The following is a 15,467-nucleotide window of genomic DNA, read 5'->3' on the forward strand; positions in this document are numbered from 1 at the left end:
ATGTTTCATGGAAATAAAGCGTAACACTGTAGAGGATCTGGCGGGGTTGCGCTTTAAAGATGCTGACTTTCAACTGACACAAGTTGACACGGCAGGATAAAATAATGGCCAGCATAGCTGGCCATTGAGTATTACGGGATTAGAAGGTTGCGCTGCGCGGAGTACGCGGGAAAGGAATAACATCACGCACGTTCTGAACGCCGGTGACATAGGCAATCAGACGCTCAAAGCCGAGCCCGAAACCGGAGTGCGGCACGGTGCCATAGCGACGTAAATCGCGATACCACCAGTAGTCCTCTTTGTTGAGGCCCATTTCAGCCATACGCGCATCCAGCACATCCAGACGCTCTTCACGCTGAGACCCCCCGATGATTTCACCGATGCCCGGCGCCAGCACGTCCATCGCGGCAACGGTTTTGCCATCTTCGTTAAGGCGCATATAGAACGCCTTAATGTCTTTCGGATAGTTTTTAACTACTACTGGCGCCTTGAAGTGTTTCTCGGCCAGGTAACGTTCATGCTCGGAAGCCAGATCGACGCCCCAGTAAACCGGGTTCTCGAACTTCTCACCGCATTTCTCGAGGATCGCGACGGCATCGGTGTAATCCACCTGCGCAAAGTCAGCAGAGACGAAACGCTCCAGACGGGCAATCGCATCGCTGTCGACGCGCTCGGCGAAGAATTTCATGTCGTCTGCGCGCTCGGTGAGCACGGCCTTGAAGACATACTTCAGCATCGCTTCTGCCAGGCCCGCAACATCATTGAGATCGGCGAAGGCCACTTCTGGCTCCAGCATCCAGAATTCTGCCAGGTGGCGGCTGGTGTTGGAGTTTTCAGCACGGAAGGTCGGGCCGAAAGTGTAGATCTTAGACAGCGCACAGGCGTAGGTTTCGCCGTTCAGCTGGCCAGACACGGTCAGGAAGGCCTCTTTACCAAAGAAATCTTTGTCGTAATCCACTTTGCCTTCTGGCGTGCGCGGCAGGTTTTCCATATCCAGCGTGGAGACGCGGAACATCTCGCCTGCGCCTTCGGTATCAGAGGCGGTGATAAGCGGCGTGGAGACCCAGAAGAAACCCTGCTCGTCGAAGAAGCGGTGCAGCGCCTGTGCAAGCGTATGACGAACGCGGGCCACGGCACCAATCATGTTGGTACGCGGACGCAGGTGAGCCACTTCGCGCAGATACTCGATGCTGTGGCGTTTTGCCGCCATCGGGTAGGTATCTGGATCTTCAACCCAGCCGGTCACTTCAATGGAGGTGGCCTGCAGTTCATAGCTCTGACCCTGGCCCTGAGAAGCCACGATTTTACCGGTGACGACAACGGAGCAACCCGTGGTCAGACGCAGCACTTCCTGATTGTAATTGGGCAGAGAATTATTAATTACGGCCTGTACAGGATCAAAGCAGGAACCGTCATAGACGGCGAGGAATGAAAAGCCAGCTTTTGAATCTCGGCGGGTACGCACCCATCCGCGCACGGTGACTTCGCTGTCAACGGCTACGCGGCCCTGGAGTACGTCGGCTACAGGCACAACGCTCATAATAGTCTCTCTATGTTGTCCAAAAATAAAATCTGTATCCCCCTAAACAGGGGGATATCTATGTTACCTGGCATCTGCCATCAGACAAGCAGATTTCGCAATCATAAGAGAAGAAATAGGAAATAAATAAGAGAAGGGAGCGCGGCAGGCTCCCCGAAGAGATTAGCTGGCGATTTTTACCTGAGGCAGGTCGAACGCTTTGCGCAGTGCCCGCACGAAGGCTTTGTCATGACAGATGGTTTTGCCCGGGCTGTCGGAGAGCTTCGCCACCGGCTTGCCGTTACATTCCACCAGTTTAATCACGATATTCAGCGGTTTTACCTGCGGAATATCGCAGGTCAGACGGGTGCCGATCCCAAAGGCCAGATTTACGCGCGAGGAGAAGTGTCGGTACAAGCCTACCGCTTTTGGCAGGTCGAGATTATCTGAGAAGACCAGCACTTTGCTCATCGGGTCGATGCCCAGCTTTTGATAATGGGCAATCGCTTTCTCACCCCACTCCAGCGGATCCCCGGAGTCATGGCGCAGCCCCTGATAGGCGTTGGCGAACTCAGGCCCGAAATCACGCAGGAAGGCGTCCATGGTAATACAGTCGGTTAAGGCGATGCCGAGCTGCGCCGGATACTCTGTAAGCCAGGCGGCCAGCGCCGCACGCTGGCTGGTCGCCAGCTCCGGACTGATCTGCTGATGCGCCTGGAACCACTCGTGCGCCTGGGTGCCCATTGGGGTCAGGTTCAGACGGCGGGCCAGATCGTAATTGCTGGTGCCGACAAACCACGGCTCCTGCTGCAAACGCTCGACAATGGCCTGTTGCACCTCGCGGGAGAAACGGCGACGGGTGCCAAAATCCATCAGACGGAAACGCGACATATCCAGCGAGTCGGTCAGCCGGGCAAAATCAACCAGCTTCTGTTCCAGCGTCGTCAGAGCCAGCTCAACGCTCGCCTCCGGTGAACGGAAGCGGTGCACCAGCTCGCTGATCACCGCCAGCAGGGGCACTTCCCACATGATCACTTCCCGCCACGGACCTTCAAGGCGAATATGTAGCTTGCCATTATCGTTGCTGATGTTGACCTGTTTCGGGTCGTAGCGGAAATTGCGCAGCCACTGAAGGTAATCTTCTTTAAAGAAGGGCAGGCTGGAAAGCCACTGGAATTCATCATCCTGCAGACGAAGATGCTGCATTGCGTCGACTTGCTCACGGATGGCGTCAGCATAGATCCCCAGCAAATCGTCACCACGGCAGCGGAATTCAGCCGCGACCTGTACGTCGTGGTATTGGTGGAAAACGGCTTGCTGCATATGCAGTTTGTACGCGTCGGTATCCAGCAGCGTATGCAGAACAGGAGAAGCGAATTGAGTCATAGGTGCGCAGTAGCATCCTCTCACGGGAGCGTTTAGTACAATAAACGACTAATGAAACCGCTGGAGTATACCTTGTTTAGCGATTTATTGAACCCCGATCACACCATAAGCCTGGTTCAGGGTCGAGAGCATTTCGTGCCGCGTGTTATAAAAATGTAGCAAATAGAGTGTTTGTGACTGAAAAGATGAACATTCTGCATAGCGCGATTTAGACAACAGGAATAGACTGGTTCGTTATTCGACAAACGATGCAAAAGGTTTTCTATGACACAACAGCCTCAAGCCAAATACCGCCACGACTACCGTGCGCCGGATTACCTGATTAGCGATATCGATCTGACTTTTGACCTGGATGCCACAAAAACCGTTGTGACGGCGGTAAGCCAGGTGACGCGTCACAACGCCACGGCGGTGCCGCTGCGTCTTGACGGCGAAGACCTGACCTTAGTGTCGGTGCAGGTAAACGACACCCCATGGACCGACTATAAAGAAGAAGATAACCAGCTGGTGCTGGATAACCTGCCGGAACGTTTTACGTTACGCATCGTTAACGAGATTAGCCCGGCGTCTAACACCGCACTGGAGGGGTTATACCAGTCGGGCGTGGCGCTCTGCACCCAGTGTGAAGCTGAAGGTTTCCGTCACATCACCTGGTATCTCGACCGCCCGGATGTGCTGGCCCGCTTTACCACCAAAATCATCGCCGATAAAGCCACCTATCCGTTTTTGCTCTCCAACGGTAACCGCGTAGGCGAGGGCGAGCTGGATAATGGCCGTCACTGGGTGCAGTGGCAGGATCCGTTCCCGAAACCGTGCTACCTGTTTGCGCTGGTGGCGGGTGATTTTGACGTTCTGCGCGACACCTTCACCACCCGTTCAGGCCGTGAAGTGGCGCTGGAGCTGTTTGTCGATCGCGGTAACCTCGACCGCGCCCCGTGGGCGATGACCTCGCTTATCAACTCCATGAAGTGGGATGAAAAGCGTTTCGGTCTCGAGTATGACCTCGACATCTATATGATCGTCGCCGTCGACTTCTTCAATATGGGCGCGATGGAGAACAAGGGCCTTAACGTCTTTAACTCCAAATATGTGCTGGCGCGTACCGATACCGCCACCGATAAAGACTACCTCGATATCGAGCGCGTCATCGGCCACGAATATTTCCACAACTGGACCGGCAACCGCGTCACCTGCCGTGACTGGTTCCAGCTGAGCCTGAAAGAGGGCTTAACCGTCTTCCGAGATCAGGAGTTCAGCTCCGATCTCGGCTCGCGGGCGGTGAACCGCATCAATAACGTGCGCACCATGCGCGGCCTGCAGTTTGCCGAAGACGCCAGCCCAATGGCGCACCCGATCCGCCCGGATAAAGTGATTGAGATGAACAACTTCTACACCCTGACGGTGTATGAAAAGGGTTCTGAAATTATTCGTATGATCCACACCCTGCTGGGCGAAGAGAATTTCCAGAAAGGGATGCAGCTCTATTTCGAACGCCATGACGGCAGCGCCGCCACCTGCGACGATTTCGTTCAGGCGATGGAAGATGCCTCTAACATCGATCTCTCTCACTTCCGCCGCTGGTACAGCCAGGCCGGTACGCCGATCGTGACCGTTAAAGACGACTACAACCCGGAAACCGAGCAGTACACCCTGACCATCAGCCAGCGCACGCCGCCGACCGCCGAGCAGGAAGAGAAGCACCCGCTGCATATTCCGTTCGCCATTGAGCTGTACGATAACGAAGGCAAGGTGATCCCGCTGCAAAAAGGCGGCCATCCGGTGCATAACGTGTTGAACGTGACCCAGGCCGAGCAGACCTTCATCTTTGATAACGTCTATTTCCAGCCGGTACCTGCGCTGCTGTGTGAATTCTCCGCGCCAGTTAAGCTGGAGTACAAGTGGAGCGATCAGCAGCTGACCTTCCTGATGCGTCATGCACGTAATGACTTCTCCCGCTGGGATGCGGCGCAGAGCCTGCTGGGGACCTATATCAAGCTGAACGTCAATCGTCATCAGCAGGGGCAGCCGCTGTCGGTACCGGCGCATGTTGCCGACGCCTTCCGCGCCATTCTGTTAGATGAGAGGATCGATCCGGCGCTGGCGGCTGAAATCCTTACCCTGCCGTCGGTGAACGAAATCGCCGAGCTGTTTGAGATTATCGATCCGATCGCTATCGCGACGGTGCGTGAGGCCCTGACCCGTACCCTGGCAACCGAGCTGGCGGATGAGTTCCTGGCGGTCTACAACCACCACAAACTGGACGCCTATCGGGTTGAGCATGCCGATATTGGCAAACGCTCACTGCGTAACACCTGCCTGCGCTACCTGGCATTTGGGGAGACGGCGCTCGCCGACGAACTGGTCAGCAAGCAGTATCACACGGCCGACAACATGACCGATGCGCTGGCTGCGCTGGCTGCCAGCGTTGCCGCAGAGCTGCCGTGCCGTGATGCCCTGATGCAGGAGTATGACGACAAATGGCATCAGGATGGTCTGGTAATGGACAAGTGGTTCATCCTGCAGTCCACCAGCCCGGCGGCGGATGTGGTGAACAAGGTGCGCAGCCTGCTCAATCACCGCTCGTTCACTCTGAGCAACCCGAACCGCGTCCGTTCCCTGATTGGCGCCTTTGCCAGCAGCAACCCGGCCGCCTTCCATGCGGAAGATGGCAGCGGCTACCAGTTTATGGTGGAGATGCTGACCGAGCTCAACAGCCGTAACCCGCAGGTAGCGTCGCGTCTGATTGAGCCGCTGATCCGTCTGAAACGCTACGATGAGAAGCGTCAGGCGAAGATGCGTGCCGCGCTGGAGCAGCTAAAAGGGCTGGAGAACCTCTCCGGCGATCTCTACGAGAAGATCAGCAAGGCGCTGGCCTGACAGAAAGCCGGGTCCGGCCTGGGTTCTGTTTTGTAGGCCGGGTAAGGCGAAGCCGCCACCCGGCAGTGCTGTGCAGCCTGATGCCCGGTGGCGCTACGCTTACCGGGCCTATGGTTACCCTCCCTCTCCCTGTGGGAGAGGGTCAGGGTGAGGGCATCAGGCATTAGCCGTAATCAACTGCCGCTCCGTTACCCCACGCTTCATCACCCGATCGAGGACCTCCGCTTCCAGCTCCGCCAGCCGTGCCGAACCCACCCGGCGAGGGCGAGGAAGGTCAATCGTCAGATCCAGCCCAATCTTGCCCTCCTCAATGAGCAGTACCCGGTCCGCCATGGCCACGGCTTCGCTCACATCGTGGGTCACCAACAGCACCGTAAAGCCGTGCTCCTGCCATAACGAGACGATAAGATCCTGCATCTCAATCCGCGTCAGGGCGTCCAGCGCCCCCAGCGGCTCATCCAGCAGCAACAGCCCCGGGCGATGGATCAGCGCTCTGGCCAGCGCCACGCGCTGTTTCTGTCCCCCTGACAGGGCGGCAGGCCACTCCCCGGCGCGATTGTCCAGCCCGACGGCGGCCAGCGCCTGTAATGCCTGCGCTTTCCAGTCGCCTTTCAGCCCCAGCCCCACGTTATCGATTACCGGTTTCCACGGCAGCAGTCGGGCATCTTGGAACATCATCCGGGTATCGTCCTGGATCTCCGCCAGCGGGGTGTTCCCGGCCAGCAGTTCGCCGCTGTTTGGCGCTTCCAGCCCGGCCAACAGGCGCAGCAGGGTGCTTTTGCCACCGCCGCTGCGGCCCACCACCGCCACGAATTGCCCGGCGGGAATATGCAGCTCCAGTTCGTTCAGAATGGTGTTTTCGCCGTAGCGTTTGGTCACGCCATTGAGCAACAGCGGCGTACCCTGGTTTAAGCGAGCTGTATTCATGCGTGTGCCTCCTTTATCGCGTAGGCCGGATTCCAGCGCAGCCAGCGGCGTTCCAGCCACTGGGCGCTGACATCCGCCAGTTTGCCGAGCAGGGCGTAGAGAACAATGGCCACCACGACCACATCGGTCTGCAGGAATTCGCGGGCGTTCATCGCCAGGTAGCCGATACCCGAGTTGGCGGAGATGGTTTCCGCCACAATTAACGTCAGCCACATCAGGCCGAGGGCGAAGCGCACGCCGACCATAATGGAGGGGAGGGCGCCCGGCAGGATAACGTGGATAAACAGGGCGAAGCCGGACAAACCGTAGCTGCGCGCCATCTCCACCAGCCCGCGATCGATATTACGGATGCCGTGCCAGGTGTTGATATAGACCGGGAAGAGCGTGCCGAGGGCGACGAGAAAAATCTTCGCCGTCTCATCGATACCAAACCAGAGGATCACCAGCGGGATCAGCGCCAGATGTGGCACGTTGCGCAGCATCTGAATCGAGGTGTCCAGCAGACGCTCACCCCAGCGGGAGAGACCGCTGATCAGCCCCAGCGTCAGGCCAATCGTCCCGCCGATGGAAAAACCAATCACCGCGCGCCAGGCGCTGATCGCCAGATGCTGCCACAGCTCGCCGCTGGCGCTCAGCGACCAGAACGCCTCCACAACCCCCTCCGGCGACGGCAGGATGCGGCTGGAGAGCCAGCCCACGGAGGAGGCCAACTGCCAGATAAGCACAATGCCTGCGGGAAGCAGCCAGGGTGCAATGCGCAGCAGCCATTTTCGGGAAGAATGAGCCATGCGTTCTCCTTAGCTCTGGGCGACTTTACGCGGAATAAATTCGTTGGCGACCGCTTCGCCCTGCTGCAACAGCTGCTGCGGCTGCGGGATCTCCGGAATGGCGACATCCAGATGCGGGAACAGCAGTTCGCCCACCTTGTACGCCTCCTCCAGATGCGGATAACCGGAGAGAATAAAGCTGTCGATACCGAGGTCAGCGTACTCATTAATGCGCGCCGCCACGGTCGGGCCATCCCCCACCAGGGCGGTACCTGCGCCGCCGCGCACCAGGCCGACGCCCGCCCACAGGTTCGGGCTGATCTCCAGATTCTCTCTTTTACCGTTGTGCAGGGAGGCCATTCGGTGTTGCCCCACGGAATCGGTGCGGGCAAACGCGGCCTGCGCTTTGGCAATGGTGTCATCGTCCAGATGCGAAATCAGGCGGTCGGCGGCCTGCCACGCCTCTTTAGTGGTTTCGCGCACAATCACATGCAGACGAATACCGAAGCGGACTTTACGACCCCGCGCCGCGGCTTTGGCGCGCACCTGTTCGATTTTCTCTTTTACCAGCGCCGGCGGCTCGCCCCAGGTAAGGTAGAGATCCACCTGCTCGGCGGCCAGATCCTGGGCAACCTCCGATGAACCGCCAAAATAGAGCGGTGGACGCGGCTGCTGGATCGGCGGGAAGTAGAGTTTCGCGTCACGCACATGGATATGCTTGCCCTCGAAGGTGACGTTCTCCCCCTCCAGCAGACGACGCCAGACGTGAGTGAATTCAGAGGAGGCTTCGTACCGCGCGGTGTGATCCAAAAAGACGCCATCTCCCGCCAGCTCCTGCGGATCGCTGCCGGTCACCAGGTTAAACAGGGCGCGGCCATTCGACAGACGGTCGAGGGTCGCGGCCTGGCGTGCGGCCACCGTCGGGGAGGTCACGCTGGGACGCAGGGCCACCAGAAACTTCAGGCGTTGGGTCACCGGGATCATCGACGCCGCCACCAGCCACGCATCCTCGCAGGAACGACCTGTCGGGATCAGCACCCCGGTAAAACCAATCCGATCGGCCGCCTGGGCGATCTGCTGGAGATAAGCATGATCCACCGGACGAGCACCCTCGTCGGTGCCAAGGTAATGACCGTCGCCATGGGTAGGTAAAAACCAGAACAGATTCAGACTCATGATTTATCTCCTTTCGAGGCAGTGGGCTGCCAGATGCGGTCGCGAATAACGATTTTTTTCGGTACCAGATGGTTGTCGTAAAACAGGTCGGCGGTTTGCTGCTGTAACACGGCGATTTTCGCATCCACCGGTTTGATGACGGTTGGCGGGCGATGGTCAAGGTAGGTAGCAATGACCGGCTCCGGCAGACCCATCGATTTTGCCAGCAGGGCGATACTGGCCTGGCGCTGGCGCTGGCGCTGGCTCTGGGTGAGGGCGTCCGCTTCGCTAAAGGTATCCAGCACGCCCTGAATAAAGGCACCGTTCTTCTCGGCATAGGGGCGTGCGGCAAGGTAGAAAGAGCCGGTCTGTTTCAGGGTTTCGCCATCTTTCAGTACTCTCACCTCCCCCTGCAGCAGCACCGCAGAGTAGTAAGGGTCCCAGATAGCCCAGGCATCGACACTCTTTTGCTGGAAGGCGGCGCGGGCATCCGACGGGGAGAGATAGACCGGCTGAATATCCTTAAAGGTCAGGCCCGCCTGCTGGAGCGCGCGCAATAAAAGGTTGTGGGAGCTGGAGCCTTTCTGGAAAGCCACTTTGTGGCCTTTCAGATCCGCCACGCTCTTAATCGGGCTATTTTCAGGCACCAGGATCACTTCGGCTTTCGGTTTTGGCGGCTCAACGCCGACGTAAAGCAGATCCGCGCCGGCGGCCTGGGCGAAAATTGGCGGGATATCGCCCGTGCTGCCGAGATCGATACTGCCTACGTTCAGCGCCTCCAGCATCTGCGGGCCGGCCGGGAACTCAACCCAGGAGAATTTGGTGTCCGGGTAGCGTTTTTCCAGCAGCTGATGGCTTTTCGCCAGCACCATACTGACGCTGCCTTTCTGATAGCCAATACGCAGATTGTCGGGCGCGGGCTCTGCGCCATGCGCCAGGGCGGAGAGAGCCACCAGACCTGCCAGACTCAGGCGTGCGAGGGATTTAAACATGGGCGACTCCTTTCTGAAGACCGAAGGCGGGAACCTGCACGTCGCGGCGATGCAGCGCCTGCCAGAAGGTCTCCAGCGCGCTGTCGAGGCGGGTTTGCAGGTTTGGGGTAAAGTGCGGCTTGTGCTGGTAATCGATGACCTGAGAATCATCGGCAAAGACGCCGTGCAGGATCTCCTGGGCTTTCAGGGCGTTGAGCACCGGTTTCAGGGCGTAATCCACCGCCAGCAGGTGGGCCACAGTGCCGCCCGTCGCCAGCGGCAGGACGACTTTGCCCTCTAACGCGCGCTCCGGCAGCAGATCCAGCAGGGTTTTCAGGGCACCGGAGAACGAGGCTTTATAGATCGGCGTGGCGACGATCAGCCCATCGGCCTCTTTTAACTGTTCATTCAGCGCCTTCAGCGCAGGGCTGTCGAAGCGGGCATAGAGCAGATCTTCCGGGGCAAAATTTTGTAGATTCCAGTGGAACACCTCCACATCCAGAGAGGTAAGCTGCTCCCGGGCGTACTCCAGCAGTGCGCTGGAGCGGGAAGGGAATCGCGGACTGCCGGCCAACGTAATGACGCGCATAGATGCTCCTTATAACCAATTATTCGCTTTTATCTAACATTGATAACATTTGTTGGCAGTGTGGCACCGCTGGCTTATTCCGCTAAATGATTTATCCGCAAGATAAATGCCGAAAATTGAATAAAGGAGGAGTGAAAAGTAAACGATTGCGCGGCACGGGGCTTTTTTTGCCTCAGGTCAATTCCCTTTCCCGCTGCGATCGCAGATAATACGCCCCCGGTTTGCACACCGGGAATCCAGGAGAGTTCATGTACTACCCCTTCGTTCGTAAAGCCCTTTTCCAGCTCGATCCTGAGCGCGCTCATGAATTAACATTCCAGCAGTTACGCCGTATTACGGGAACCCCGCTCGAAGCGCTGGTGCGCCAGAAAGTGATGGATAAGCCGGTCACCTGTATGGGGTTAACCTTTAAAAACCCATTGGGTCTGGCGGCAGGGCTGGATAAAAATGGCGAGTGCATTGATGCACTGGGTGCGATGGGCTTCGGCTCCATCGAAATTGGTACCGTCACACCGCGTCCGCAACCGGGTAACGACAAGCCACGCCTGTTCCGCCTGGTAGAAGCCGAGGGGCTGATTAACCGCATGGGGTTTAACAATCTCGGTGTCGATCACCTCGTTGAGAATGTGAAAAAGGCCCATTTCGACGGCGTATTAGGCATTAATATCGGCAAAAATAAAGACACGCCGGTCGAGCAGGGCAAAGATGACTACCTGATCTGCATGGAGAAAGTCTACGCTTATGCCGGATATATTGCGGTGAATATCTCCTCGCCTAACACGCCAGGTCTGCGTACCCTGCAATACGGCGAAGCGCTGGACGACTTATTAACCGCCATTAAAAATAAGCAAAATGAACTCCAGGCGACGCACCATAAATATGTGCCGGTCGCCGTTAAAATTGCGCCGGATCTGAGTGAAGAAGAGCTGATTCAGGTGGCCGACAGTTTAGTTCGTCATAATATTGATGGTGTTATCGCTACCAATACCACGCTCGACCGCACTTTAGTTCAGGGGATGAAGCATTGCGATGAAATGGGTGGCTTGAGCGGACGCCCGGTGCAGTTAAAAAGCACCGAAATAATTCGTCGTCTGGCGCAGGAATTAAATGGCCGCTTACCGATTATTGGGGTTGGCGGGATTGATTCAGTCATCGCCGCCCGTGAAAAAATGGCTGCTGGCGCTTCGCTTGTTCAGATATATTCCGGCTTTATTTTTAAAGGTCCGCCGCTGATTAAAGAAATCGTTAATCACCTCTAACCTTTTAGCATGACTGACAACCAGGGCTTTATTTCCAGCTCTGGTTGTTTTATATTCCCGGACTGTTGCTTTATTAGACATAGTAGTCTTTGATTACTGAGGTTAAAAAAACGAAGCGGCAATAAGGACTTTCTTACGACAGGACGTTTCGGGCACGGGAGAGACAGATGCGAATTAAACCTGACGATAACTGGCGCTGGTATTTCTGCGAAGAGCACGATCGTATGATGCTCGATCTGGCCAATGGTATGCTGTTTCGTTCACGTTTTGCCCGCCGGATGTTAACCCCGGACGCCTTTGCCGATACCGGTTTTTGCGTCGATGATGCCGCGCTCTATTTCTCTTTTGAAGAGAAGTGCCGTGACCTGGAACTGTCGAAAGAGCAGCGTGCTGAACTGGTGCTTAATGCGCTGGTGGCGATCCGCTTCCTCAAACCCCAGATGCCAAAAAGCTGGCACTTTCTTGCCCACGGTGAACGCTGGACGCCGGTTATCGGTGATGCCGCCTGTGTCAGCCTGAGCGAAAATGGTGAGCAGGTGAATTTGCTGGTGGTGGAGCCGGGCGACAACGCTGCGCTCTGTTTACTGGCGCAGCCCGCGGTGACCATTGCCGGGCGCACCATGCAGTTGGGCGACCCGATTAAAGTGATGAATGACAGGCTGAAACCGCAACCGGTCAGCTTCAGCCTGGAACAGGCCGTTTAAGCCTCGAGTTGTAACGACGTTTTCGGTACGCAGCTACAGCACAGGATTGTGCCGTCGCTGCCAATGGCCGATTTCTTCAGCGCGCTCACTTCCCCCTCAACCAGCGTAATGCGACAGCATCCGCAAATCCCCGCACGGCAGGAGTAGGGCACGCGAATCCCGGCCTGTTCAAGCTGCTCCAATAACACCTGCTGATTGTTACCGCGAATGGTCTGCCCCTGCCACTGGATGGTCACCGCCGTTGCAGGCTGCACTTCCACGTCGCTGGCCTCTTCTTCGGCGCCTGCACCGTAGAGACGGCCCGGGGCGGTCGAGAGGATCTCCACCTCGTCGCCCACGCGGATCACTCCGCTGGAGCGCGGGATCAGGTTCTGGCCGAAATCGACATCACCATTATCCTGCGCGGTGCGGAAAGATTGCAGGGTTTTTAGCGGTTCGCCAGCCGGGTGTTTCTGCCCTTTCTCCGGGCTGACGGTGGTAAAGATGCAGCGGCTGCAGGGTTTCACCACGTCAAAAATGACCTCGCCGATGCGGATCACTTTCCAGGTGTCCTCTTCCCAGGCGGCAGCGCCTGTCACCACCAGGTTCGGGCGGAACTGCTCCATCTGCACGCTGGCCGGGCAGCGCTGTTGCAGGTCGCGCAGCGAGGCTTCGTTTGTGAGCAGATACGGGAATCCGTCGGCAAAAGAGAGCGGCACCGCGGCAAACTTAGCCACGCGTCGCGTCAGCTCCGGCCCAACCCAGCGGAGCTGAACCGGGCGGGAAAAGAATTCGCTCAGCCAGCGGTTGATCGCGTCCGGGGCGATACGGGCGGTAAAGTGGTTGCCCCAGACTTCGGTGGGCGCATCCGCTGGCGCAAAATCGCTGAAACGGACGATACTACTGGAACCATCCGGCGCAGTCAGATGGAGACCATCCTGAACCGGCGCCGGGATGAAGCGAACCATTTGCGGGAACTGGCGTGCGGTAATAAATGTGCCATCCAGCTCTGTGACCATAAAAATGCGATCAAAGGCAAAACCGCTGACATCGGCAAGGGCATGCGTGAGCCCAATACCGCGCATGGATTTAACCGGATGAATGAAAAGCCTGGATAACGTCGCCACGGCGCAGCCCTCAAATGAAAATAAGCCCTCAACTTTATGACATAGAGCCCAGATTGGCTATAATGCGCAGCAATTTTCTTAGAGTAAAAGTGACGATATGAATTCTCTGTTTGCCAGTACGGCCCGTGGGCTGGAAGAGCTGTTAAAAACTGAACTGGAAAATCTGGGCGCGCAAGAGTGCCAGGTGGTTCAGGGTGGTGTCCATTTTCAGGGCGACACGCGGCTTATTTACCAGAGCCTGATGTGGAGCCGCCTGGCCTCACGCATCATGTTGCCGATGAGAGAGTGCAAGGTTTATAGCGATCTCGATCTTTATATTGGCGTGCAGACTATCGACTGGACAGAGATTTTTGCCCCAGGCGCCACTTTTGCCGTGCACTTCAGCGGCCTGAACGATGAGATCCGTAACAGCCAGTACGGGGCGCTGAAGGTCAAAGATGCCATCGTCGACTGTTTCACGCGCAAAAATCTGGAGCGTCCGAACGTCGATCGTGAAAATCCGGACCTGCGCATCAACGTTCGCCTGAATAAAGAAGTTGCCAGCATTGCGCTGGATCTGTGTGGCGAAGGCCTGCACCAGCGCGGCTACCGCGATCGTGCCGGTATTGCGCCGATCAAAGAGAACCTGGCGGCCGCCATCGTGATGCGTTCCGGCTGGCTGCCGGGTACGCCGTTGCTCGATCCGATGTGTGGTTCCGGTACCCTGCTTATCGAAGCGGCGATGCTGGCAACCGACCGCGCGCCTGGCCTGCATCGCGGCGCGTGGGGCTTTAAGGGCTGGGCTCAGCACGACGAGGCCATCTGGCAGGAGGTAAAAGCCGAAGCCCAGACGCGCGCACGTGCCGGGCTGGCAGCCTATGAATCCCGCTTCTATGGTTCTGACAGCGACGCCCGCGTCATTGAACGCGCGCGCAGCAACGCCCGCCGCGCCGGGATCGGCGAGCTGATCGCCTTTGAGGTTAAAGACGTTTCCCAGCTCACCAATCCGCTGCCAAAAGGCCCGTACGGCACGGTAATCAGCAACCCGCCTTACGGCGAACGTCTGGACAGCGAGCCTGCGCTGATTGCCCTGCATAGCCTGCTGGGGCGCACCATGAAGGATCTGTTTGGCGGCTGGAACCTCTCTTTGTTCAGCGCCTCCCCTGAGCTGTTGAGCTGCCTGCAACTGCGCGCCGAGCGCCAGTTCAAGGCCAAAAACGGTCCGCTGGACTGTGTGCAGAAAAATTACCATCTGGCCGAGAAAGAGGCGGACAGCAAACCTGCCACCATCGCGGAAGATTACGCCAACCGCCTGCGCAAGAACCTGAAGAAATTTGAAAAATGGGCGAAGCAGGAAGGCATTGAATGTTATCGCCTGTATGACGCCGATCTGCCGGAATACAACGTGGCGGTCGATCGCTACGCCGACTGGGTGGTTGTGCAGGAGTATGCCCCGCCTAAAACCGTCGATCCGCAGAAAGCCCGTCAGCGTATGCTTGATATTATTGCCGCGACCATCAGCGTGCTGAATATTGCGCCAAACAAACTGATCCTTAAAACCCGTGAGCGTCAGAAGGGTAAAAACCAGTATGAGAAGATGAACAGCAAGGGCGAGTTTATCGAAGTAGGCGAATACAACGCGCGCCTGTGGGTGAACCTCACCGACTATCTCGATACCGGGCTGTTCCTCGACCACCGCATTGCCCGCCGCATGCTGGGCCAGATGAGTAAAGGTAAAGACTTCCTGAACCTCTTCTCCTATACCGGCAGCGCCAGCGTACATGCCGGCCTGGGCGGTGCGCGTACCACTACCACCGTGGATATGTCCCGCACCTATCTGGAGTGGGCGGAGCGCAACCTGCGCCTTAACGGCCTGACCGGCCGCGCGCACCGCCTGTTGCAGGCTGACGTGCTGGGCTGGCTGCGTGAAACCGAAGAGCAGTTCGATCTGATCTTTATCGATCCGCCGACCTTCTCTAACTCCAAACGCATGGAAGAGTCTTTCGATGTCCAGCGCGACCATATTGCGCTGATGAAAGATCTCAAACGTATGCTGCGTAAAGGCGGCACGATCATGTTCTCGAACAACAAACGCGGTTTCCGCATGGATCATGAAGGGCTGGAAAAGCTGGGGCTGAAAGCACAAGAGATCAGTCAAAAAACCCTGTCCCAGGATTTTGCCCGTAACCGTCAGATCCATAACTGCTGGCTGATTACCGCGGTCTGAA

General features: G+C 57.3%; 12 protein-coding genes. 4 read left to right on the forward strand and 8 right to left on the reverse strand.

Translation table 11 applies throughout. The annotated features are described in order from the left end of the window. Positions 1 to 139: 139 nt before the first annotated feature. Positions 140 to 1,540, reverse strand: a complete 1,401-nt coding sequence (gene asnS, locus GNG29_RS07835) for an asparagine--tRNA ligase (RefSeq protein WP_103178939.1) — start codon at positions 1,538 to 1,540, stop codon at positions 140 to 142. A 162-nt stretch (positions 1,541 to 1,702) separates the two neighbouring features. Next, the gene (pncB, locus tag GNG29_RS07840) at positions 1,703 to 2,905 is read right to left on the reverse strand and encodes a nicotinate phosphoribosyltransferase (protein WP_103178940.1); all 1,203 of its coding nucleotides are present in this window, start codon (positions 2,903 to 2,905) and stop codon (positions 1,703 to 1,705) included. 264 nt (positions 2,906 to 3,169) lie between these two features. Here pncB and pepN point away from each other — a divergent pair, with 264 nt between their 5' ends. Next, positions 3,170 to 5,782, forward strand: a complete 2,613-nt coding sequence (gene pepN / locus GNG29_RS07845; RefSeq protein ID WP_156654216.1) for an aminopeptidase N — start codon at positions 3,170 to 3,172, stop codon at positions 5,780 to 5,782. 156 nt (positions 5,783 to 5,938) lie between these two features. Here the strand turns inward: pepN and ssuB are convergent, their stop codons facing one another. The 5 genes from ssuB to ssuE are packed head-to-tail and all read right to left on the reverse strand — an operon-like array spanning position 5,939 to position 10,191. Beyond that, complete coding sequence (gene ssuB, locus GNG29_RS07850; RefSeq protein WP_156654217.1) at positions 5,939 to 6,709, reverse strand: aliphatic sulfonates ABC transporter ATP-binding protein; 771 nt, start codon at positions 6,707 to 6,709, stop codon at positions 5,939 to 5,941. Further along, positions 6,706 to 7,497, reverse strand: a complete 792-nt coding sequence (gene ssuC / locus GNG29_RS07855; RefSeq protein ID WP_114387510.1) for an aliphatic sulfonate ABC transporter permease SsuC — start codon at positions 7,495 to 7,497, stop codon at positions 6,706 to 6,708. Before ssuC ends, ssuB begins: the two co-directional genes overlap by 4 nt. Before the next feature lie 9 nt (positions 7,498 to 7,506). Then, on the reverse strand, positions 7,507 to 8,652 hold the full coding sequence (gene ssuD / locus GNG29_RS07860) for an FMNH2-dependent alkanesulfonate monooxygenase (protein WP_156654218.1): 1,146 nt from the start codon (positions 8,650 to 8,652) through the stop codon (positions 7,507 to 7,509). Then, positions 8,649 to 9,623: a sulfonate ABC transporter substrate-binding protein gene (locus GNG29_RS07865; protein WP_156654219.1), complete on the reverse strand. Its 975-nt coding sequence runs from the start codon at positions 9,621 to 9,623 to the stop codon at positions 8,649 to 8,651. The genes ssuD and GNG29_RS07865 overlap by 4 nt, the downstream gene beginning before the upstream one ends. Beyond that, positions 9,616 to 10,191 carry an NADPH-dependent FMN reductase gene (gene ssuE, locus GNG29_RS07870; protein ID WP_103178946.1) on the reverse strand — a complete coding sequence of 192 codons (576 nt, stop codon included), beginning with the start codon at positions 10,189 to 10,191 and terminating at the stop codon, positions 9,616 to 9,618. The genes GNG29_RS07865 and ssuE overlap by 8 nt, the downstream gene beginning before the upstream one ends. A gap of 248 nt (positions 10,192 to 10,439) precedes the next feature. Here ssuE and pyrD point away from each other — a divergent pair, with 248 nt between their 5' ends. Continuing rightward, entirely contained in the window at positions 10,440 to 11,450 is a 1,011-nt protein-coding gene (gene pyrD, locus GNG29_RS07875) for a quinone-dependent dihydroorotate dehydrogenase (protein WP_156654220.1), read from the forward strand. A gap of 167 nt (positions 11,451 to 11,617) precedes the next feature. Next, a complete protein-coding gene (gene zapC, locus GNG29_RS07880; RefSeq protein ID WP_103178948.1) occupies positions 11,618 to 12,154 on the forward strand; it encodes a cell division protein ZapC in 537 nt (178 codons plus the stop codon). Here the strand turns inward: zapC and GNG29_RS07885 are convergent. Continuing rightward, positions 12,151 to 13,260, reverse strand: a complete 1,110-nt coding sequence (locus tag GNG29_RS07885; RefSeq protein ID WP_103178949.1) for a YcbX family protein — start codon at positions 13,258 to 13,260, stop codon at positions 12,151 to 12,153. The two genes, zapC and GNG29_RS07885, sit on opposite strands and share 4 nt — an antisense overlap. A gap of 97 nt (positions 13,261 to 13,357) precedes the next feature. Here GNG29_RS07885 and rlmKL point away from each other — a divergent pair, with 97 nt between their 5' ends. Continuing rightward, positions 13,358 to 15,466, forward strand: coding sequence for a bifunctional 23S rRNA (guanine(2069)-N(7))-methyltransferase RlmK/23S rRNA (guanine(2445)-N(2))-methyltransferase RlmL (gene rlmKL / locus GNG29_RS07890; RefSeq protein WP_103178950.1), 2,109 nt, complete (start codon positions 13,358 to 13,360; stop codon positions 15,464 to 15,466). Position 15,467: the final 1 nt, after the last annotated feature.

Origin of the sequence: Leclercia sp. Colony189 (assembly GCF_009740165.1) — a bacterium.
Classification (GTDB): domain Bacteria; phylum Pseudomonadota; class Gammaproteobacteria; order Enterobacterales; family Enterobacteriaceae; genus Enterobacter.

Excerpts from the sequence above, each read along its gene's own strand:
- ssuB (WP_156654217.1), bottom strand. The coding sequence starts at position 6,709 with ATGAATACAGCTCGCTTAAACCAGGGTACGCCGCTGTTGCTCAATGGC.
- GNG29_RS07865 (WP_156654219.1), bottom strand. The coding sequence starts at position 9,623 with ATGTTTAAATCCCTCGCACGCCTGAGTCTGGCAGGTCTGGTGGCTCTC.
- pepN (WP_156654216.1), top strand. The coding sequence starts at position 3,170 with ATGACACAACAGCCTCAAGCCAAATACCGCCACGACTACCGTGCGCCG.
- pncB (WP_103178940.1), bottom strand. The coding sequence starts at position 2,905 with ATGACTCAATTCGCTTCTCCTGTTCTGCATACGCTGCTGGATACCGAC.
- zapC (WP_103178948.1), top strand. The coding sequence starts at position 11,618 with ATGCGAATTAAACCTGACGATAACTGGCGCTGGTATTTCTGCGAAGAG.
- ssuD (WP_156654218.1), bottom strand. The coding sequence starts at position 8,652 with ATGAGTCTGAATCTGTTCTGGTTTTTACCTACCCATGGCGACGGTCAT.
- asnS (WP_103178939.1), bottom strand. The coding sequence starts at position 1,540 with ATGAGCGTTGTGCCTGTAGCCGACGTACTCCAGGGCCGCGTAGCCGTT.
- ssuE (WP_103178946.1), bottom strand. The coding sequence starts at position 10,191 with ATGCGCGTCATTACGTTGGCCGGCAGTCCGCGATTCCCTTCCCGCTCC.
- rlmKL (WP_103178950.1), top strand. The coding sequence starts at position 13,358 with ATGAATTCTCTGTTTGCCAGTACGGCCCGTGGGCTGGAAGAGCTGTTA.
- ssuC (WP_114387510.1), bottom strand. The coding sequence starts at position 7,497 with ATGGCTCATTCTTCCCGAAAATGGCTGCTGCGCATTGCACCCTGGCTG.
- pyrD (WP_156654220.1), top strand. The coding sequence starts at position 10,440 with ATGTACTACCCCTTCGTTCGTAAAGCCCTTTTCCAGCTCGATCCTGAG.